This window comes from Haloferax sp. ATCC BAA-644 (assembly GCF_000336975.1).
Lineage (GTDB): Archaea > Halobacteriota > Halobacteria > Halobacteriales > Haloferacaceae > Haloferax > Haloferax volcanii.
In genome coordinates this window covers 13,253-33,222 of the sequence record NZ_AOLF01000001.1, presented here as the reverse complement: position 1 = coordinate 33,222, position 19,970 = coordinate 13,253, and the positions used below count along the sequence as shown (strand labels likewise).

The window sequence follows — 19,970 nt, the reverse complement described above, 5'->3', positions numbered from 1 at the left end:
GCGAAAAGGGTATTTCGTAATGGAATACAGTGGCCCGACCGGTCTCTACATCGACGGGGACTGGGTAGCCGCGGCATCGGACGAGACCATCGAGACGCGCGACCCGGCGACCGAAGCGCCGTACGCCGAGGTCGCCCGCGCGGGCGAGGCGGATGTCGACGCCGCGGTGCGGGCGGCGAACTCGGCGGGCGCTCGCGGCGGCGAGTGGGAGACCACGAGCGCGGCCGAGCGCGGCGAGACACTGCGCGCGATGGCCGACTTCATCGAGGCGCGGAAAGATGAGATAGCGCTCGTCGAGTCCCACGATAACGGCAAGACGCCGTTCGAGGCCGGTATGGAGGTCCAGATGGTCGTCGACACCTTCCGCTACTACGCCGGGTGGACCGACAAGGTGACCGGCGAGTACAACCCCGTCCCCGGCCGGCGCGTCAACTACACGACCCGCGAACCGCTCGGCGTCACCGGACACATCGTCCCGTGGAACTACCCCTTCCAACTCGCGGGGCGCAGCCTCGCGCCGGCGCTCGCCTGCGGCAACACGGCGGTGGTAAAGCCCTCCAGCCAGACGCCGCTTTCGGCGCTCTACTACGGCCTCGCGGCCGAGGAAGCCGGCCTCCCCGACGGCGTGGTGAACGTGGTTCCCGGGAGCGGGTCCGAGGCGGGGTCGGCGCTCGCCTCGCACCCCGACGTGGCGCACGTCACCTTCACCGGCAGCACCGAAGTCGGTACGGGCGTCATGGCCGACGCCGCGGCCACCGTGACCGGCGTCACGCTCGAACTCGGCGGGAAGGGCCCCAACGTCGTCTTCCCCGACGCCGACCTCGACGCCGCCGCCAAGGGCGTCCACTACGGCATCTTCATGAACGCCGGCCAGATGTGCTGGGCCGGGTCGCGCCTGCTCGTCCACGAGGACGTGGCCGACGACCTCGTCGAGCGAATCGTCGCGCGCGCCGAGTCGACCCCGCTCGGTTCCGGCATCGACGACGACGGTCGGATGGGGCCGGTCGTCAGCGAGTCCCACCGCGAGGACGTGTTGGAGTACATCTCCCTCGGCGTCGAGGAGGGCGCGACCGTCGCCTGCGGCGGGGGCGTTCCCGAGGACAAGGAGACCGGCTACTTCGTGGAGCCGACGGTTCTCACCGACGTGACGAACGACATGACCGTGGCCCGCGAGGAGATATTCGGCCCGGTCCTCGTCGTCACCGAGTTCTCGGACCGAACGGAGGCGATCGAACTCGCCAACGACTCGCCGTACGGGCTTCTCGCCGGCGTCTGGACCGAGGGGCTCTCTCGCGCCCACGGCGTCGCCGACGCGCTCGACTACGGAATGGTCAGCGTCAACGAGTACCCGGTGACGTTCCCGCAGACGCCCTTCGGCGGCACGAAACAGAGCGGTCACGGCCGCGAGCAGGGCGCGGAGGCCGTCCGCGAGTTCACGCAGGCGAAGAACGTGAACCTCAACCTCGGTTGACTCGGCCGCGAATTCGGCCCGCAACCCGCTGACCGCTTCGGCCCTCAACTCGCTTCCCGCTGAACGCTCCGCCCCTCGACCCGCCGTCCCCGGAGCGACCGCCTCGGCGCTCCGCGGACGCCGTTCCAAAAAACCGCTCTTCTCCGGTCTCTCCGCCGACGCTATTCGAACCGCTGGAACGGCTCTTGACAGTCGTTACAGAAGTGCATCGACCGGCACAGCCCCGGCCCTTTCGGGTGCTCGCGGGCGGTGTTCGTACCACCGCAGTACGGGCACTCCGCGCCCGATGTCTCGCCCGTCGTCTCGGTGCTGGGGTCGAAGCGGCGCATCGCTCACACCCCCAGTCCGAACTCGCGGAGGGCCTCGCGGCCCGCCTCGGTCACCATGTCGACGGTCCACTCCGGCGTGAACCGGAGTCGCACGGACGCCTCGTCGACGCCGGCCGACAGAATCGCACACCGCACGTCGTTTTCGAGGTAGTCGCGCGCCGGACAGCCGGTGTAGGTCAGCGTCATCTCGACGATACCGAGCGTCTTCGCCTCGCCGTCTTCGCCCTCCCGCTCGACGACGCGAACGCCGTAGATGAGGCCGAGGTCGACGATGCTCACCGGCATCTCGGGGTCCTCGATCTCGTAGAGGGTGTCCCAGATGTCGGCTTCGACGCCCGTGGCTCCGACACCCGTCTTCGGGAAGCCCTCGGGCACCTCGCCGCCGACGTACTCCGTGTAGCCGCAGGCGGTCGCGTCGGGCGCGTCGTCGGCGCTCACGTCAGACACGCTCCCCGCCGATTCGCGCCGGCTCGGGCGCTTCGAGCTCCTCGTACGTCCGCCGGAACTCCGCGGCCAGTTCCTCCCAGTGGTCGGTGTGGGTGCCGTCGCGGCCGCGGGCGCTCGGGCGCTCGACCTCGTCGGGTTCGGGCACGTCGAGCCCGAGCGACTCGAGGTACGGAATGACCGTCTCCAGCCACTCGATGCGGAGGTCGGTGGTGGACATCGTCCGGAAGCCGTTGTCGACGATTGCGTCCTCGTGGTCGGGCTCGACGAAAAGCGAGAGCGCGTGGGGGAACAGCCGGTCGAGCGCGTCCTGTATGCGGTCGCGGCTGTCGCCCTCGGCGAGGCGGTCGAGCCAGCTCTGGGCGTTTTCGAGGTGGTAGCGCTCCTCGCTCAGCACCTTGCCGACGCGGTCGGAGAGCGGCGCGTAGCTGGTGCCGACGAGCGCGTCGAGGCGCAGGCGCTCGGCGGCGTCGTAGAGGTAGCTCCGCAGGACGGCGTCGGCCCAGTCGCCCTCCGCGAACGGGAGTTCGACCAGCGTGGCGTGTCTGAACTCGTCGGCGGGGCGCTCCCAGATGAGTTCCGCCTCGGTGTGGCCGAGTTCTTCGAGCAGGTCGTACCACAGCCGAGCGTGGCCGAACTCGTCCTGTGCGACGTTCGCCAACGCGAGGTCGGATTCCAGCGTCGGCGCGTAAATCTGCCACTCGATGAGGCGCTCGCCGTGGACGTACTCGTCGTCCGCGAGGCGGAACAGCAGCTCTTCGAGTGCGGCGCGCTGTTCGGCGTCGAGGTCTTCGGGGGTGAGGGCGTCGGGCATGGTTAGCTGTCCGCCTCGAGCGATTTCTCCACGTCGGCCTGCTCGGCCTCGCTTTCGGCGACTTCCGGCGCGGCCGGTTCGATGTCCGTGTACGAGGTGGCCCAGCGGTAGGTCTTGTCGGTCGTCCCGCCGAAGCTCGTCTCGTCGGCGTCGATTTCACCGATTTCGTCGTGCGGAACGACCCACAGGCTGTGGGTCTTCATTCGTCGGCCGTGCTGGACGGCCGCGAACTGCAGCGCCAACTCGCGGTCCGGCGCGTGGACGTTGCCGCAGTGTTTGTGGTACGCTCCCGGTTTGTCCTGTCTGAACACTTCCCAAATCATGGTTCTCAGTCCGCCGCCTGCGGGGTTCCGGCCCCCGACGCGCCCTCCCAGCCGTGCATCGATTCGCGCACCCACTCGACCGCCTCCTGCGCCTTCGCGCGGGAGGTAATCTGCTCGTGGCTCCCCTCGGAGGCGTTCTTGGCGATGGTCCAGAACTCGTCCCAGTTCAGGTCGTCCTCGTTGACGTGGTAGGTGTCGAGCTCCTCGTCGTAGTCGATGCGCGGGTACTCGGGGACGACGAGGCCGTACTTCTCCGCTTTCGGGACGTAGGTGTCGAGGAAGGTGTCGCGCAGTTCGTCGTTGGACTTCGTCTTCAGGCCGACCTCCTGTGCGAAGTCGTTGTGGACGGACTTGTCGTTGGTCGGGCCGAAGAACTGGATGATTCGCGGCCACCACGTCTCGAAGGCGGCCTGCGTCTTCTCTTGGGTCGCCTTCGACCCGTTCATCAACTCGGAGAGGATGGACTCGCCGTGTTTGACGTGGAAACCCTCCTCGAAGCACACCTTGTCCATCGCGTGGGCGTACGGCGTCCACGACGTGTTCTTGAGCGTCGCCTGCCGGTGCATGGCCGCGCCGTCGACGAAGAACGCTATCATCGGAACCTCGTGCCACGACTCCATCGGGTAGTGGAAGCAGTTGAGGAACTTGCCGTCGCCGCGGGCGAGTTCGTCCAGCATCTCGTCGCGCGTCTTGACGCCGAGGGACTCGGCCGCGCGGTAGAGCAGTTGCGCGTGGCCGATTTCGTCCTGCACCTTCGCAGAGAACGCCAGCTTTCGGTCGATGCTCGGCGCTTGCCGGATGAACGGCTTTTCGAGGTACCCGCCCATCACCTCGCTGTTCGCGTGGAACTGAATCATCCGCGTCGCGGCCTTGCGGTACTCCTCTGGCATGTCGTCTTTCGGAGCGAACTGCCGCGGGCCCGCCCGTTCTTTGACGGTTTCGAGGTCCATTAGTCTATCAGGAATTATCATCTATAACCACTTACGGATTGACCCGTCCATGGCCTGCCTTTTTATATTCGTGCCACGTACACACACGCCGATGATAGCGGAGTGTTTGGTGGCCGAGTTCCGAATCGACGGCGACGACTGCCCGCTGGCGCGGGCGACCGACGCGGTCCCCGTCGCGGTCGACGCGAACGCGCCGCAACTCCGCGCCGACGGCAACGTCCTGCTTCATTTTTCGGCTCCCGCGGACGACCGACTCCCCGAGGCCCTCGACGACGACGACGCCATCCGCTACCTCCACGTCACCCGCGGCGACGACGCGTACACCTTCCGTTGTCTCTCGAAACACCCCTGCGTCGTCCACGAGCTCGTCGACGCCGGCTTCCTCGTCGAGTCGATGCGGTACGACGACGGCGGCGCGACGATGCGCGGGGCGGTCGTCGGCTACGACGTACTCCGCGGCGTGATGGAGACGGCCGGCGGCACCGTCGGTATCCAGCTCCAGCGTGCCTACCCCCTCCGGGCGGACGAGGAATCGCCCGTCGGTCGAGCGTGGGACCTCACGCCCGCGCAGGAGGCCGCCCTCCGGGCGGCCGTCGAGATGGGGTACTTCGACCTCCCCCGGAGCATCACGGCTCGGGACGTGGCGGACGAACTCGGAATCAGCAAGTCGGCGTTCCTCGAACGGCTCCGTCGGGCGCAACAGTCGGTGTTCGGCGCGCTGTTCGCGTGAGCCGACACCGCGGCCGACTCGGGCACCGGGCCGCCGGCTGATTCGGGTACCGCCCCCGCGGCGAGGCTATTTACCCCGCGTCCCCGTAGCGCGGGTATGCGAGTCGACGACGCCGACGGCGTCCGGACCGTGACGTTCGACAGACCCGAGGCGAAAAACGCGTTCACCGCCGACGTGGCCCGAGAGCTCTCGGCGGCGCTCGAAGCACTCACGCCCGAGGCGTTCGACGCCGCGGTGATAACGGGCGACGGCGACGCCTTCAGCGCCGGCGGCGACGTTCGGGCGATGGCAGAGCGCGACGAGACCGCCCGGGAGGCCTACGAGCGCGTCCGCGGAACCCTCGGCCGCGTCGCCGAGGCGATTCTCACCGCCCCGGTGCCGGTCGTCGCCCGCGTCAACGGCGACGCCGTGGGTGCGGGGGCCTCCGTCGTCGCGGCCTGCGACTTCGCCTACGCCGCCCGCGACGCCCGCTTCGGCGCGTCGTTCGTCAACGTCGGTCTCGTCCCCGACGCGGGCGCGACGGTGACGCTCCCCCGGTTGGTCGGCCTCCGCGCCGCGAAGGAACTCGCCTTCACCGGGAAACTCATCTCGGCCGAGCGCGCCGCGGAACTCGACCTCGTGAACGAGGCGGTCGACCCCGATGACCTCGACGCCGTCGTGGACGAGACGGTCGAGACGCTCGCCGCACAGCCGACGGAGACGCTCGCGCTGGCGAAGGAAGCGATACACGCGAACCTCGGCCGGTCGTGGACGGACGGCCTCGAACGCGAGGCGCACGCCCAGACGCTCGCCTACGACACTGACGCCCACGAGGAGGGCGTTTCCGCGTTCTTGGAGAAACGGCGGCCGGAGTTCGAGTAGCTTAGGCGCGCTTCACAACGTAGTACAGTGATGCAACAATGGGTATGAAAAATGACGCTATCGGCCACACGACTCTGTTTGGCCGGGTGGACACCTGCTCAGCATGCTGTAACTGGGCATCGGCGAATATTAAGGCAGGCGTGACTATCCAGGCGCAGAGGAACACGAGTAACGCTTGGTCTCCACTTATTGCGCCGCTATTTGGACCGCCAAACGCGTACAATATGCCCCAAAATTGGACACATAGACTCGCAATCACCCATTTCAATCTGCCTCCTGCAGACTCTTTTTCTGATTCAACAGGTACCGCAATTGTTCCATCGTCGTTGAGCTTGTCCGGGTCGTAATTACGCAACGTCTCTGATACGTGTGAATCAGAGCAACCGACGGCGGTTGCTATGCGCGTGTTGGACCAGTCCGGGTTGTCTCTCTTTTTATAGAGAATCGCCTGTTGCTTCGCAGTAAGCTGTCTATCCTCGTACTTCATCGCCCGCCCCAACTATGCTGTATCTGAACGTTAACTATCCCAATCCCCATACGAAAACGCGTTCAGAACACATATTGAATGTTACTGAACTAGCGCATCCGATATATCTATAAATCGAGGAACCGTTCCGCGTTCTCCCAGAGGAGTTTTCGCTTCACCTCCTCGGAGGCGTCGAAGTGCTCCTCGAAGGACTCGAACCACCGCCCCGGTCGAATCATCGGGTAGTCGGTGCCGAACATCACCTTGTCCTGCAAGACGGTCTTGGCGTAGTGAAGCACCTGCTCGTCGATGTACTTCGGGAGCCACCCCGAGAGGTCCATATAGACGTTGCCCTTCTGCTGGCAGATGGCGAGTTGCTCTTTTTCCCACGGGTACGCCGGGTGGGCGATGAGAATCTGGAGGTCCGGGTGCTCGGCGGCCACGTCGTCGATGAGCATCGGGTCGCCGTACTTGATTTTCAGGCCGCGGCCGCCGGGCGAGCACGCCCCGAGCGTGGAGTTCCCGCCGTGGAAGACGACCGGCACGCCGAGGTCCTCAATGGTGTCGAACAGCGCCCTGTGTTCGTCGTCGCTCGGGTCGAACCCCTGTGCGATTTGCTGGAACTTGAACCCCGAGAGGTCGAGGTCTTCGACGCATCGGACCGCCTCCTCGACGCAGTCGTCTTTCAGCGGGTCCACGCTCCCGAACCCGACGAAGAAATCGGGGTGCGTGTCTCTGACCTCGGCCACGTAGTCGTTCGGAACCGGCGGGTTTCCGGTGTTCGTCTCGGCGTCCCACCCGAGAAGCACCGCTCGTCCGATGTCGTGCTCGCGGTACTCGGCTATCATCTCCTCGTAGCTCCACGTCTCCATCTCCGCGCCGAACCTGTTCGCCGCGTCCCGCATCATCTCCCCGCCGGCGTCTTCGAGGAACTCCGCGGTCGGTTGGTGGGCGTGCGTGTCGATGATGCGCGGCTCGTCGACCCAATCTAACACGGTCATTCGTGTATGACTGTCACCGAGCGATAAAAATCGAACGGACGGAGCCGACCGAATGATGGCGCGGCGGCGTTGATGTCCCGCCACGGGTGGCGATTCGACGCGCAACCCAACCAGTCACTGGCCAATCCCGTTCGGGTCGGTGCTCAGTCCCGCCCCGACTCGAAGAAGCCTCCCCCTCGCGGGAACCCGGCTGTGATGCCGGCCCGGCGTGGTCCCGACAAGGCCGGCGAGAGAAGACGAATTTAATATAAGCTTACCGTCACATGACGTTCATCGTGTCGGCGTCACAGCCCGGATTCGTTTTGACGACTCATATCAATAACATTTCAAAACTAGCAAAAGTTGTAATCCTATCCAGAGTATATCTTTTTAAGCCGCATCGAATGCGGTTCTAGACGACATTGAGCGGCACATATACCAGACTCATTTTAGAAACAATATTGGGTTTCTCTCAGTCTCCCCATTACAAAACGAGTTCACCTGCGAATCGCTCTGACTAACTCCTCTCGGAATTGTTACTCGTGGCCTCCTCTCCGCGGATACGACTGCGCCCCGCCCCGCGTGTTCCGCGCGATAATCGTCGCCGTCGAGGACTGTCGGTCGTCGCGCGGTTCGGTCGATTCGTCGTAGTACAGTACCGTGAGGTCGAGGCAGGCGCGGAGCAGTTCGTTCGAGTCGAAGCGGTATCTGTCGGTGCTCGGCCCCACCGTCGCCGGCGGGTCGGCCCGCAGGTGGTGCTGGTAGAACAGGACGCCGCCGGGCTTCAGCGCCGCCTTGATGTCGGCGAGGCGGTCCAGCGTCCGGAAGTAGCTGATGGTGACGAGGTCGTACGTCGACTCGGGGAACTCGTAGGTCGTCGCGTCGGCCCGAATCGTCTCCACGCGGTCGGTGAATCCGCGGGCCCGGGCGCGCTCTTCGATGATACTGAGCCCCTCGCCCGACTGGTCGAGCGCGTCGACTCGGTAGCCGTTTGCGGCGAGAAACAGCGCGTTACGGCCGCTGCCGGCCGCCACGTCGAGCGCGCGGCCGTCGGGCAGTTCGTCGAGGTACGCCCGGAGCACCGGCGACGGCTCCGGGTCGGTCGGATACGTTCCGGTCCGGTAGCGTTCGTCCCACTCCATACGGGCGCTACGCGGACCGCCGTGTTCAAGCTACGGCGTCGTTCCCGGCGGATGGGTCGTGGATGTACTGACAACTTCCTTACACACTCGTCGGCAGTGCGGTCACTTATCCGTCTCCGGCAGCGAGTACGGGGTATGACGATTGAAACCGGCGACTCCGTTTCGCTCGAATACGTCGGAACGCTCCCTGACGGCACGGTTTTCGACACGTCGCGTCAGGACGTGGCCGAGGCAGAGGGTCTCGCGGAGGCCCAGCCCGACCGCGACTACGAGCCGCTCGCGGTCGAGGTCGGCGCGGGAACCGTCATCGAGGGACTCGACGAGGCGCTCGTCGGCATGTCCGTCGGCGACGAGGAGAGCATCGAAATCCCGCCGGAGAAGGCCTACGGCGAGTACGACGAGGACCTCATCCGCGAGCACGAGACCGAACAGCTCCGCGAAGTGCTCGGTGACGAACCCGAGGAGGGCCTGTACGTCCAGACCCAGCAGGGCGGCCTCGGCGAAATCGTCCACGCCGACGACGACGTGGTCCGCATCGACTTCAACCACGAACTCGCGGGCGAGACGCTCGTCTTCGACATCGAAATCCTCGACGCGAACTGACCTGAACTGCTGACCTGAACCGCGCCGCAGTCTCGCGGTTCGACCCGTTTTTCTCCCACTATTCGCGCCACCACGCGACGGCGTACATCACACCGCCGACGAGAATCAGGACTGCGCCGACCCCGGCCACGCCGAGGCCGACGACGAACGCGGACCCGAAGCCGAAGTCGTCGACGTGGCCGTAGACGGTGATGCTGTGGAGCGTTCCGTCCTTCTCGACGAGCGCCGGGAGGCGGTCCGCGAAGGCGTCGTTCACCCGCGGTCGGTAGCCGAAGTCCTCGTCCGATGAGTTCCGGAGGATTCTATCGACCGTCTCCCTCGCCTCCGGCGAGAGATTCTCGTAGCGATACGCGCCTCGCTCGACGGTGGCGTCGGCGACGCGCCGGAGCGTGGCGTTCCGCGCGGTGACGACCGAGCCGTTTTTGCGCACGCTGAACCGGTAGTACTGGTCGCGCTCGCCGTAGGCGTCGTGGACGTACGTGTTGTTCCGCGCGATGGCGCGAAGGTCGGCTCGCGCGCCGGCCGCCGTCGTCCGGGCGGTCCCGTTCCGCATCGCCGCCTCCAGCGTCTCGCGGGTCTCGTTCGGCGCGCGGTACTCGCCGGCCGAGTACCGGTGGCTGACCTGATGCACCGAAATCGAGACGGTCCGACCGTGCCGGTCAACAATGGTCTCTGTGTCGGACTCGTTTGCGAGCGACACCGTCTCGGCCCGGTACGACTGCGAGACTTTCGGCGGCGGGGATGTCGCGTCCGCGAGCGCGGGCAGGTACACCGGCGCGGGGAGGCAGGCGAGACCGACGACCGCGAGAAGGAGAGCGAGTTCCCGGAGACGCATCGTCGGGAGTTCCGCCGAGTGCGGTAAGTGCTTTTTGCCGGCGTCAGTCGTTCTCTTTGGCTGTCCTAGTTGTCCAGCGGCGGATTCGCGTCGAGGCAGTCAGCGACCCGCTCGCGCTCCTCGCGGGCGTCGGCTAACTCGTCTTCGACGACGCCCCGCTGGAGTCGCTCACGCTGGTCTTCGGTGAGTTCCGCGCGGGCGACCGCGGCGTCACGGAGGCGGTCGTACGACTCCTCGTACGTCAGTTCGTGGACCTCCCGGGCGCGGGCGACCGTCTCGTCGGCGGCGAACCGACTCACGACGGCGACGAGTTCTTTCGTCCGCCAGCGGAGTTCAGAGGCGGGGTCCGGCGGCCACGACACGGTCAGCGGGTCGGCGTCGAGCGTCTCCAGAAACCGCTTGTTCGTCCCGACGGCCGCGGCGAACCGCTTCGGGTCGTCCACGTAGTGGTCGAGCTTCGACCGCGAGTAGCCGGCGTACTCGACGAGCGTGGAAATGGGCTCGTCCCCGATGGCGGCGGTTTCGAGGTACTCGCGCAGTCGTTCCGGGGGACTGGGCGTCCCGACCAGCGGGTACGACTCGGCGGCCGCCAGCCACGCGAGCACCTCGCGGGCCGATGACTCGGCGCGGAATCGGTCGAACGCCTCGGTCACGGCGTCGTCGTACCGCCCGATGGGGTCGCGGAGTTCATCGACCGGCGCGTCGATGTCGGCCTCACCGAGTTCCCGCACGCGTTCGAGGCGGTCGATTCGCGCGTCGAGTTCGTCCGCGCGCTCCCGCAGTCGCCGGCGGGCGCTCCGATAGTCGTCTCTCGCCTCGTCCAGTTCGTCGAGGAGCGCCGCCTCCTCGCGGGCTGGGTCCAGTTCGCGTCTGGCCTGCTCGAAGTCGGACGCCGACAGCGACGAGGTGATACCGGTCGTGAGCGACTCGTTGGCGTCGATGAAGGCATCGCTGTGGCGCACGTCGGCGGGGACCTCCTCCAGCCGGTCCGACAGCGCCTCGCGGAACTCGACGTAGCCTTCGAGGTCGTCGGTCGCCCGCTCCTCGTAGCGGTCGAGAATCCCCGTCACGTCGCGGACGGCGGACGCGAGCGTCCGAAGCTCCTCGCGGCCGATGTCGTCGACCGCCTCGCGTCGGCCGCGGAGGGTGTCGGCCGCCGTTCGGAGCGCCGCCACGGCGTCGTCGGCGAGCGCGGCGTCAGTCACGCTGCGCCACCTCGGGCGGGTATCCCGGTCGCGGAATCAGTGTCATGCCCGACGAGTCGGTGCGCGAGGTTGAAAAGTTGATGACCGAGGACGGCGGTGCGACGGCCGCGGAGTTGACAGACCGTCAACGGCGCTTCCGGTCGGTCGCCACGTCGAACGCGGCGGCGACCGCGACTGCGAGCACGCAGAGCGCGACCGACGGCGACAGGGAGAACAGGCCGGCCATGCCGGGGAACGTTGCGACCGCGAGGAGCGAGACGGCGTAGTAGACGCCGGCGGCGGGCGGTCCGCGAACGCCGTCCGGCGAAAGGACTTACCCGCGACCGGGTGTATGACAAGCCATGTACGAGCGCATCCTCCTGCCCGTCGACGAGAGCACGTCGTCGAGCGCGGTTCTCCACCACGCCAGCGAACTCGCCCACTGGGACGACGCGGAGATACGGTTACTCTTCGTCGCCGACACGACCCGCGACAGCGTCACCGTCGTCGAGAACGACGTGGTCGACGCGCTCGAACGCGAGGGCGAGAGCGTCGTCGAGGAGGCGGCGGAGACGCTCCAGAACCTCGGCGTCGATTACTCGACGGACGTGGTGCAGGGCAACCCCGCACCGACCATCGTCGAGTACGCCGAGGAGTACGACTACGACCTCGTCGTGATGCCGACCCACGGGCGGGAGGGTATCTCGCGACAGCTTCGGGGGAGCGTCACGGAGAAGGTCGTCCGCCTGTCGGACCGGCCGGTGCTCACCGCCCGCATGAAGCCCGACGAGGAGCTGACGTTCCCCTACGAGCGCATCCTCATCCCGACCGACGGGAGTCGCTCGACGAAGCGGGCGACGAGCCACGGTCTCGCGCTCGCCGCCGAACTCGACGCGGCGGTCCACGTCCTCTCGGTGGTCGACGACTCCGCGCTCGGGTTCGACGTGCGGTCGATGCTCTCCGGCGAGGAGAGCGAGCGCGGCGCGAACGAGGCGATCTCGAAGGTCGTCGAGGAGGCGAACGAACACGGCGTCACGAAGCTCGCGGAAACCATCGAACACGGCTCGCCGAGCGAGGCGATTCGGGAGTACGTCGAAGGTAACGACATCCACGCCGTCGTCATGGGGACGACCGGGCGGAGCGGCGTCGACCGAATTCTCCTCGGGAGCGTCGCCGAGCAGACGGTTCGGAGCGCCCCGGTTCCCGTCATCACGGTGTCGCCCGACGAGGAGTGACCCGCGCGGGTCGCGGACGCCGGGTCGTCCGCCTCGGGATACAGCTATTATCCGCGGGCGACGTATCGGCGTAGTAGCCGTGGTCGAACAGGACCGTCTCGGACCCCCGTCCAGCCCTGACAGCCGGAGGTCTCGATAGCGATGCTTCGCGCCACCATCCTCCTCGAACTGAACGAGGACTACGTGCTGTCGCACGTGAGCGACCTCGTCGACGGGCCGGTCGTCGTGACGAACTGCGAGGTGCTCGGCGAGACGGACATCCGCTTCGTCGTCGACGCCGGGGAGTACCGCGACGAGATGGCCGACCGGCTCGCCGCCAGCGAGGTCGTCAGCGACCTCGAACTCGTCGGTGACGACCAACTGCTCATCACCAAGCGGTCGTCCGGCGCGCTCCCCGTCATCCGCGAGAACCACGGGATGCTCCAGCGGATGAGCCAGTTCTACGGTCGCTCGCGCGTCTTCGACGTGGTCGTGTTCCGGCGGGCCGACCTCAAGGCCATCATCTCGGGACTCCGGTCGCTCGGGACCGTCGAGCTCCGCCGGCTGAAACCCTTCGTCGGCCCCTCCACGCGGCTCTCGAAGCGGCAGGCCGAGGTCGTCGGCTACGCGCTCGAACGCGGCTACTACGACTGGCCGCGGGGCGTCACAGTCGAGGAAATCGCGGCGGCGTTCGAGGTGAGCAGGCCGACCGTGTTGGAACACCTCCGCCGGGCCGAAAAGAAACTCCTCAGCGACGCGCTCGCCGACGCGACGACGCCCGCGAACCCCGACAGCACCTAACCGCGGCCGAGTCCGACTGCCTCCGGCGCACGCTGCGCTCCGAGTTTTAAGCGCCTAGTACACCTGAAACACGTCACCATATATTCGGAAACCAATATAAAGAGCCAACAGGGGTAGGCACTACTCCCGTGCCCTCTTCCGGTGTACGTATTGTTTGCAATTACCATGATAGATGGGAATCACTCTCGTGGTGGTGACGGGCGGAAAACGCGCGGGTCGTCGCGCCGGACGTTCCTCGCGGCGGTCGGGAGCGCGGCGGCGGTGACGACGGCGGGCTGTCTGGGCGGCGGTGGCGGCGGTTCCAACGAGCCGATTCGATACCTCTCCGACCGCGGCGACTCGAAGGACGTGATGGACGAAATCATCGCCGAGTTCGAGGAGGAGACCGACCACACGGTCGAGATGATTTACACGGCGAAGGGGACCTCCTCGGACGCCGAGATGCAGAAGATGGTCGCCGCGGGCAACCCGCCGGACCTGCTTTTCGACACCTCGACGGACGCGTATCGACTCCAGCGCGACGGCGTCCTCGCGCCGGTCACGGGGGCCGTCCAAGATAACGACCTCCCCGACCCGGTCACCGTCGGTGGCGAGTCGTACTTCGCGGCCGCGATGGTCGAACCGCTCATGGGCTGGTACCGAAACGACGTGTACTCCGAGATGCCCGCGTCGTGGAGCGAGTGGGTCGAGGCGGCCGGCGAAGTGTCGGCCAACGAGTCGATGGAGGGCTACGTCATCCAGTCGGGTCAGACGAACAACGCCGACACCCAGATGACGCAGTACCTCTGGCAGAACGACGTGGAGATTTACGGCGGTCCCTCCGACGGCATCGAGGTCAGACTCGACGACGGCGACAACCGACAGGCGGCCGTCGAGACGTTCGAGTGGGTCCAGTCGATGGCCGAACACTCGCCGAACGGCTCGGGGTGGGCGTGGGGCGACGCCATCGGCGCGCTCCAACAGGAGAACGCCGCGGCCATCGCCAGCGTCGGCGGCCTCCCCATCCTCACGATTCAGGCCAACCGGCCCGACCTCGTCGGGAACCTCAGTCCGATGCCCTTCCCCGTGCCGAGCGGGGCGGCGCAGGACAAGTGGTGGGCGTACATGGAGGGTCACCTCGTCCGCAACGACGGCCAGAACACCGAGGGCGCGCAGGCGTTCGTGGACTTCTTCACGAGTTCGTCGCGCTTCTTCGACTTCGTGCTCTCCGCGCCGCTGTTCCAGTTCCCGCCGACGCGGGAGCAACTCGACGCGCCCGAGGTGACCGAAAACGAGGTCATCCAACAGCACCCCGACGTGATGAATCTCGTCCGCGACAACTGGGACGCCTTCACGAGCGTCCTCGCGACGGGTGACGACGGCGCGCCGAACATCGTCGCGGCCGACGCGTACAGCGAACAGCTCTTCGGGCAGGCCGCGGACCAACTTCTCGTCGGCGGGCTCACGCCCGACGAGACGGTCGACTGGCTGGCCGACCAGCTCCGCGGGTTGCAATGAGTACGGCCCTCAAATCGCGGTTGGAAGCCGCCGGGTCGGCCCTCCGAGAGCGCGACGTGGACGGCACGACGCTCCTGTTGGCGGCGTGTTTCGTCCCGATGCTCGCGTTCTTCGTCGTGGTCTGGGTCATCCCCATCGTCTACGCGCTCGGGATGAGCCTGTTCGCGTCGCCGGTGCGGAGCCCCGAGTTCGTCGGCCTCGGCAACTACGCCGAACTCCTCGGTAACGGCGCGTTCTTCCTCTGGAACAGCGTCGTCTACGCGGTGGCGACGACGGGGCTGAGCCTCGTCATCGGGTTGGGGCTCGCGCTCGTCATCAATCAGCGCATCCGCGGCGGCGACGCCCTGCGGACGCTGATGATTTTCCCGTACCTCCTGCCGACGCTCGTTGTCATCTTCATGTGGAAGTTCATCCTCGACCCCAACATCGGGATTCTGAACCAGTTCCTCGTCGACGCCGGGCTCATCGACAAACCCATCGCGTTCTTTTCGACCTTGGAGTTCGCCATGCCGGCGGTCGTCGTCACGAGCGTCTGGAAGTTCGCCAGCTTCGCCTTCTTCATCCTGCTCGCGCGCCTGCAGGCCATCGACCCCGACCTCTACGAGCGGGCGCGGGTCGAGGGCGCGACGACGTGGCAGGCGTTCCGCGACATCACCTTCCCGCACCTCCGCGGCGCGATTCTCATCATCCTCCTCGTCAGGGGCATCTGGATGTTCAACAAGTTCGACATCATCTACCTCTCGACCCGCGGTGGCCCGCTCCAGCAGACGACGACGCTCCCGATTCGCGTCTACCAACTCGCGTTCAGCGAGGTGAACTTCGGCATGGCGACGGCGCTCGCCGGCGTCATGTTCTTCCTCCTCGCCGGCGTCGCAGTGGTCTACTTCCGGGCGTTCGCCCCCGAACAGGAGGTGGCGTGAGATGGCGACATCCTCCGGTCGCGGCCTCGTCTCCCACGACACCCAGAAACGCCTCCAGCGAATCGCCGTCTACCTGACGGCGCTTCTCATCTCGGTGTTCACCGTCATCCCGGTGTACGTGATGGTGGTCATCGCCATCCAGTCGCCGGCGACGACGTTCGCCGGCGGGCGGGTGAACCTGCTTCCCACGGAGCCGTCGCTCCGGAACTTCCTCGTCCTCCTCGGGTCGACCGACACGGTCCGGTACTTCGTCAACAGCCTCGTGGTCACCCTCGGGTCGACCGTCCTCTCGACGACCATCGCGGTCGCGGCGGGCTACGGCCTGACGCGCTTCGACTTCACCGGGAAGTCGCTGGCGGCGCGGGCGGTGCTGTTCTCGTACATGTTCAGCCCCATCGTCCTCGCCATCCCGCTGTACGTCGTCTTCTCGACGCTCGGCCTGCTCAACAGCCACTTCGCGCTCACCCTCGCGCTGACGGCCATCTCCGCGCCGTTCTGCATCTGGCTGATGTGGCAGTACTTCCAGACCGTCCCCATCGCGCTCGAAGAGTCCGCGTGGGTCCGCGGCGCGAGCCGCTGGCGCACCGTCAGAGACGTGGTCCTGCCGGTCGCCCGGCCCGGCTACATCTCCGCGGCCATCTTCGCGTTCGCCGTCGCGTGGAACGACTTCACCATGGCGCGCGTCGTGATGAGCCGCGACGAGATGTACACCATCACCGTCGGCGCGTCGCTGTTCTTGGACCGCGTCAGCATCGGCTGGGGCGAGACGATGGCCGTCTCGCTTCTCATCTCCATTCCGCCGTTCCTCATCGCACTGTTCCTGCAACGATACCTCCTCCAGGGCTTCAGCGTTGGAGGCCTCGAATAATGGCAACCAGCATCCACCTCGACACCGTCAGAAAGGAGTTTCGCACCCTCGGAAACACGCACGTCGCCGTCGACGACCTCAGCCTCGACATCCCCGAAGGCTCGTTTACGACCTTCGTCGGCCCCTCGGGCTGCGGGAAGACGACGACCCTGCGCATGTTGGCCGGGCTGGAGACGCCCACCTCGGGCACCGTCTCGTTCGGTGACGAGGACGTGACCGACCTCCCGCCGCAGGAGCGCAACGTCTCGATGGTGTTCCAGTCCATCGCGCTCTATCCGCACATGTCCGTCCGCGAGAACATCGGCTACGGCCTGAAGATTCACGGCGTTCCGAAGGCCGAACGCGACGAGCGCATCGACGAGGCCGCCGAAGTCCTCCAAATCGAGGCGCAGTTGGAGAAGATGCCCGCCGAACTCTCCGGCGGCCAACAACAGCGCGTCGCCCTCGGCGGCGCGTTCGTGCAGGACCCCGACGTGCTGCTTCTGGACGAGCCGATGTCCGACCTCGACGCGAAGCTCAAATCCGACCTCCGCGTCGAGATTCAGCGACTCCACCAGGAGCTCGACACGACCGTCGTCTACGTCACTCACGACCAGACCGAGGCGATGACGATGAGCGACCAGGTGGTCCTCCTGCGCGACGGCGAACTCGCGCAGGTCGACCCGCCGAAACGGCTGTTCGACTACCCGAACTCGGAGTACGTCGCGCAGTTCATCGGCATGCCCTCGACCAACGTCGTCGACTGCGCGGTCGAGTCGGGAGACGGCGGAACCGCGCTCGTCGGCCCCGGGTTCGAGCTTTCGCTTCCGGTCGGCGTCGACGCCCCGACCGTCGGCCGCGTCAGGCTCGGCATCAGGCCGCAGTACCTCGACGTGGGCTCCGCCGGGGCGTGTCGGCTCTCGGTCGACGTGGAGGTCGTCGAGACGCTCGGGACCGAGTCCGTGGTCCACGGCCGCCTCGAAGACGGCACCCCCTTCGACGTGGTGAGCGACGCCGTCGACGACGCGGTGGCGGGCGACCGACTCGACGTGTCGTTCGACCTCGAAGACGCGTTCGTCTTCGGTGAGGACGGCGAGACCGTACTCTTCGGCTCCGAACGCGCCAGTGAGAGCTCGTCGTCGCCGGCGGGCGCGGGGGGCGTCACTCCATGAGCGGCGACAGCGCCGAGCGCGCCAATAGCGCCGAAAGCACCGAAACTGCCGCGGACGCGACCGGCTCTGCGACCGCATCGGCGTCGTCCGGCCTCCCGCTCGACGGCGTGCGCGTCCTCGAACTCGGCCACATCATCGCCGGGCCGTTCTGCTCGATGCTCCTCGCCGACCTCGGCGCGGACGTCATCAAGGTCGAGCACCCGGAGGGCGGCGACCTCATCCGCGGGTCGTCACCGGTCGGAAACAGCTCGTTCAACTACGTCAACCGGGACAAGCGGAGCCTCACGCTCGACCTCAAGTCCGACGCGGCGCTCGACGCGTTCTTCGACCTGCTCGACGAGACCGACGTGGTCGTCGAGAACTACGCGCCGGGGACCGCCGAGCGACTCGGCATCGGCTACGAGCAGTTGCGAGAGACGCATCCGGGCCTCGTCTACTGCTCCATCAAGGGGTTCAACCCCGGCCCCTACGAGTCGTACCCCGCGCTCGACCCCATCGCCGAGGCGCTGTCGGGGCTGATGAGCGTCACCGGCCACGAGGGGATGCCCCCGGTCCGGTCGGGCACGAGCATCGCAGACATGGCCGCGTCGTTCTACGGCGCGATAGCCGTCCTCGGGGCGCTCTACCGCCGCGACCGGACCGGCGAGGGGTCGAAGGTGACCGCGCCGCTGTTCGAGTCCACCGTCTCGATGATGGGCTACTGGCTCGCGTACACCGAGGCGTACGACGACGTGCCGGGGCCGATGGGCGCGTCGCACCCCAACTGGGCACCCTACGACGTGTTCGAGACGGCCGACGACGAGTGGGTGTTCATCGGCCCCTCCGGCGAGCGCCAGTGGACCGCGCTCTGCGAGGCGCTCGGCCTCGACCTCCACGAGGACGAGCGGTTCGCCACGCTCCCGGACCGCCGGGCGAACCTCGACGAACTCATGGACCTGCTCCGCGCCGAGTGCGAGACGCTCCCCGCCGCCGACCTCGTCGCCGGCCTGCGCGAGGTCGGCGTCCCCGTCGCCAAGGTGAACTCGATGGACGAGGTCGCCGCCGACCCACACCTGCGGGCGACCGACTTCTTCACCGAGGTCGAGACCGCCGAGGGAACGTCGCGGTCGGTCAGCGTCCCGCGGTTCCCCGTCGTCGCAAGCGGCTTCGACCGCCCCGACTCGACCGACCCGCCGAAGCTCGGCGAGCACACCGAGGCCATCCTCTCGTCGCTCGGCTACGACGACGCCGACATCGACGCGCTCCGGCGCGCGGGAGGGGTCTGAATGGCCGCCGCGGAGCCGGTCCTCCTCGACGTGACCTGCCGCGAGGGCGAACAGCGCCCCGGCGCGTCCTACACGACGGGACAGAAAGCCGCGGCCGTGCGCGCCCTCGACGACCTCGGCGTCGACTACGTGCAGGTCGGCTTCCCCATCGCGGGCGCGCAGACCGGCGAGGTCTGCGACGCGGTCGACGTGGAGACGAAGCTGACGGGCATCGCCCGGGCCGTCCCGAAAGACATCGAAGCCGCGGTCGACGCCGGCGTCGACGTCATCGACGTGTTCGCGCCGACCAGCGAGCGACAGCGGACCGAACTGCTCGGAAAGAGCGAAGACGAACTGCGCTCGCTCGTCGGCGAGACGATTGACGCCGCGACCGAGACCGGGCTGGAGGTCCACTTCACCGCGATGGACGGCTTCCGGACGGACCCCGCGTTCCTCAGCGGCCTGTTCAACTCGATAGACGCGACGTACCTCACTATCGCGGACACCGTGGGCTCGAAGACGCCGTTCGAGGTGTCGTCGTTCCTCCACGACCTCGACGCCGACCCGACTCGCCTCGGCGTCCACTTCCACGACGACCTCGGCGTCGCCACGGCCAACGCGCTCACCGCGGTCGCCCACGACGTGCAGAAGGTGGACGTGTCGGTCGCCGGCATCGGTGAGCGCGCCGGCAACGTCCCCGTCGAGGAGTTCGTCGTCGCGGCCGAGACGAGCCGCGCCGTGAACCGCCCCGCGCTCGACCCCTCGACGCTCATTCCCCGGGCGAACGACGTGTTGACGGCGCTCGACGAGTCGGTGCCGGCGGAGAAATCGGTGCTCGGCGCGGACGTGTTCTCCCACGAGTCCGGCCTCCACACGGCGGCGATGCTCGACGACCCGGCGACGTTCGAGCCGTTCGATCCGGTCGTCTTCGGCGGGTCGCGGACGCTCTACTTCGGCCCGCAGAGCGGGACCGGCGCGGCACGGCGGCTCTTGGAGCGCGCCGGCGACGACGACCCCGACGAATCGCGGGTCGCGGCGCTCGTCGAGACGCTGCGGTCGCTGGACGAACCGGTGCCGACCGACGAGGCGCTGGACATCGCCCGGCGGCTCTGAGTCGTCGGCCCGAGGCCGGGGTGGCCGACG

The 19,970-nt window shown here is 67.2% G+C and carries 23 protein-coding genes; 13 read left to right on the top strand and 10 right to left on the bottom strand.

Translation table 11 applies throughout. The features are described from left to right. Positions 1-19: 19 nt before the first annotated feature. A complete protein-coding gene (locus C458_RS00165; protein WP_008572143.1) occupies positions 20-1,471 on the top strand; it encodes an aldehyde dehydrogenase in 1,452 nt (483 codons plus the stop codon). 161 nt (positions 1,472-1,632) lie between these two features. On the opposite strand, the gene paaE is transcribed toward C458_RS00165, so the two are convergent. From paaE to paaA, 5 genes are read right to left on the bottom strand one after another with little or no spacing between them, the layout of a single operon-like run. Next, positions 1,633-1,800, bottom strand: a complete 168-nt coding sequence (gene paaE / locus C458_RS18295; protein WP_008572142.1) for a 1,2-phenylacetyl-CoA epoxidase subunit PaaE — start codon at positions 1,798-1,800, stop codon at positions 1,633-1,635. Between the two features lie 3 nt (positions 1,801-1,803). Beyond that, the gene (gene paaD, locus C458_RS00160; protein WP_008572141.1) at positions 1,804-2,247 is read right to left on the bottom strand and encodes a 1,2-phenylacetyl-CoA epoxidase subunit PaaD; all 444 of its coding nucleotides are present in this window, start codon (positions 2,245-2,247) and stop codon (positions 1,804-1,806) included. After that, positions 2,240-3,058 carry a 1,2-phenylacetyl-CoA epoxidase subunit PaaC gene (gene paaC, locus C458_RS00155; RefSeq protein WP_008572140.1) on the bottom strand — a complete coding sequence of 273 codons (819 nt, stop codon included), beginning with the start codon at positions 3,056-3,058 and terminating at the stop codon, positions 2,240-2,242. Before paaC ends, paaD begins: the two co-directional genes overlap by 8 nt. A 2-nt stretch (positions 3,059-3,060) precedes the next feature. Then, the gene (gene paaB / locus C458_RS00150; RefSeq protein WP_004040859.1) at positions 3,061-3,381 is read right to left on the bottom strand and encodes a 1,2-phenylacetyl-CoA epoxidase subunit PaaB; all 321 of its coding nucleotides are present in this window, start codon (positions 3,379-3,381) and stop codon (positions 3,061-3,063) included. A 5-nt stretch (positions 3,382-3,386) separates the two neighbouring features. Beyond that, entirely contained in the window at positions 3,387-4,331 is a 945-nt protein-coding gene (gene paaA / locus C458_RS00145; RefSeq protein ID WP_008572135.1) for a 1,2-phenylacetyl-CoA epoxidase subunit PaaA, read from the bottom strand. Between the two features lie 91 nt (positions 4,332-4,422). Here paaA and C458_RS00140 point away from each other — a divergent pair, with 91 nt between their 5' ends. Then, on the top strand, positions 4,423-5,061 hold the full coding sequence (locus C458_RS00140; protein WP_008579353.1) for a helix-turn-helix domain-containing protein: 639 nt from the start codon (positions 4,423-4,425) through the stop codon (positions 5,059-5,061). A 96-nt stretch (positions 5,062-5,157) separates the two neighbouring features. Beyond that, positions 5,158-5,922: an enoyl-CoA hydratase/isomerase family protein gene (locus C458_RS00135; protein ID WP_008572130.1), complete on the top strand. Its 765-nt coding sequence runs from the start codon at positions 5,158-5,160 to the stop codon at positions 5,920-5,922. Position 5,923: 1 nt separating this feature from the next. Here C458_RS00135 and C458_RS17990 read toward each other — a convergent pair whose 3' ends face one another. The 3 genes from C458_RS17990 to C458_RS00125 form a co-directional block, all read right to left on the bottom strand. Continuing rightward, positions 5,924-6,409, bottom strand: coding sequence for a hypothetical protein (locus C458_RS17990; protein WP_152418111.1), 486 nt, complete (start codon positions 6,407-6,409; stop codon positions 5,924-5,926). A 107-nt stretch (positions 6,410-6,516) separates the two neighbouring features. Continuing rightward, entirely contained in the window at positions 6,517-7,389 is an 873-nt protein-coding gene (locus C458_RS00130; protein ID WP_008572128.1) for an amidohydrolase family protein, read from the bottom strand. A gap of 515 nt (positions 7,390-7,904) precedes the next feature. Next, entirely contained in the window at positions 7,905-8,510 is a 606-nt protein-coding gene (locus tag C458_RS00125; RefSeq protein WP_008572127.1) for a bifunctional 2-polyprenyl-6-hydroxyphenol methylase/3-demethylubiquinol 3-O-methyltransferase UbiG, read from the bottom strand. A 135-nt stretch (positions 8,511-8,645) separates the two neighbouring features. Between C458_RS00125 and C458_RS00120 the strand changes: the two genes are divergently transcribed. Further along, complete coding sequence (locus tag C458_RS00120; RefSeq protein ID WP_008572124.1) at positions 8,646-9,113, top strand: peptidylprolyl isomerase; 468 nt, start codon at positions 8,646-8,648, stop codon at positions 9,111-9,113. Positions 9,114-9,171: 58 nt separating this feature from the next. On the opposite strand, the gene C458_RS00115 is transcribed toward C458_RS00120, so the two are convergent. After that, on the bottom strand, positions 9,172-9,948 hold the full coding sequence (locus tag C458_RS00115) for a hypothetical protein (RefSeq protein ID WP_008572123.1): 777 nt from the start codon (positions 9,946-9,948) through the stop codon (positions 9,172-9,174). Positions 9,949-10,013: 65 nt separating this feature from the next. Further along, on the bottom strand, positions 10,014-11,153 hold the full coding sequence (locus C458_RS00110) for a hypothetical protein (RefSeq protein WP_008572121.1): 1,140 nt from the start codon (positions 11,151-11,153) through the stop codon (positions 10,014-10,016). Between the two features lie 44 nt (positions 11,154-11,197). Between C458_RS00110 and C458_RS18290 the strand changes: the two genes are divergently transcribed. From C458_RS18290 to C458_RS00065, 9 genes are all read left to right on the top strand, one after another. Next, complete coding sequence (locus C458_RS18290; protein ID WP_008578829.1) at positions 11,198-11,419, top strand: hypothetical protein; 222 nt, start codon at positions 11,198-11,200, stop codon at positions 11,417-11,419. Positions 11,420-11,494: 75 nt separating this feature from the next. Beyond that, on the top strand, positions 11,495-12,367 hold the full coding sequence (locus C458_RS00100; RefSeq protein ID WP_008572119.1) for a universal stress protein: 873 nt from the start codon (positions 11,495-11,497) through the stop codon (positions 12,365-12,367). Positions 12,368-12,508: 141 nt separating this feature from the next. Continuing rightward, a complete protein-coding gene (locus C458_RS00095; protein ID WP_008572117.1) occupies positions 12,509-13,147 on the top strand; it encodes a helix-turn-helix domain-containing protein in 639 nt (212 codons plus the stop codon). A gap of 261 nt (positions 13,148-13,408) precedes the next feature. Continuing rightward, positions 13,409-14,644: an ABC transporter substrate-binding protein gene (locus tag C458_RS00090; RefSeq protein WP_008572115.1), complete on the top strand. Its 1,236-nt coding sequence runs from the start codon at positions 13,409-13,411 to the stop codon at positions 14,642-14,644. Beyond that, a complete protein-coding gene (locus C458_RS00085) occupies positions 14,641-15,564 on the top strand; it encodes a carbohydrate ABC transporter permease (protein ID WP_008572113.1) in 924 nt (307 codons plus the stop codon). The genes C458_RS00090 and C458_RS00085 overlap by 4 nt, the downstream gene beginning before the upstream one ends. A gap of 1 nt (position 15,565) precedes the next feature. Next, complete coding sequence (locus C458_RS00080; RefSeq protein ID WP_004064455.1) at positions 15,566-16,432, top strand: carbohydrate ABC transporter permease; 867 nt, start codon at positions 15,566-15,568, stop codon at positions 16,430-16,432. Beyond that, on the top strand, positions 16,432-17,583 hold the full coding sequence (locus C458_RS00075) for an ABC transporter ATP-binding protein (protein WP_008572109.1): 1,152 nt from the start codon (positions 16,432-16,434) through the stop codon (positions 17,581-17,583). Before C458_RS00080 ends, C458_RS00075 begins: the two co-directional genes overlap by 1 nt. Beyond that, positions 17,580-18,848 carry a CaiB/BaiF CoA-transferase family protein gene (locus C458_RS00070; protein WP_008572107.1) on the top strand — a complete coding sequence of 423 codons (1,269 nt, stop codon included), beginning with the start codon at positions 17,580-17,582 and terminating at the stop codon, positions 18,846-18,848. Before C458_RS00075 ends, C458_RS00070 begins: the two co-directional genes overlap by 4 nt. Then, positions 18,849-19,940 (top strand): LeuA family protein, encoded by a 1,092-nt coding sequence (locus tag C458_RS00065; protein WP_008572105.1) that lies wholly within the window; start codon positions 18,849-18,851, stop codon positions 19,938-19,940. Positions 19,941-19,970: the final 30 nt, after the last annotated feature.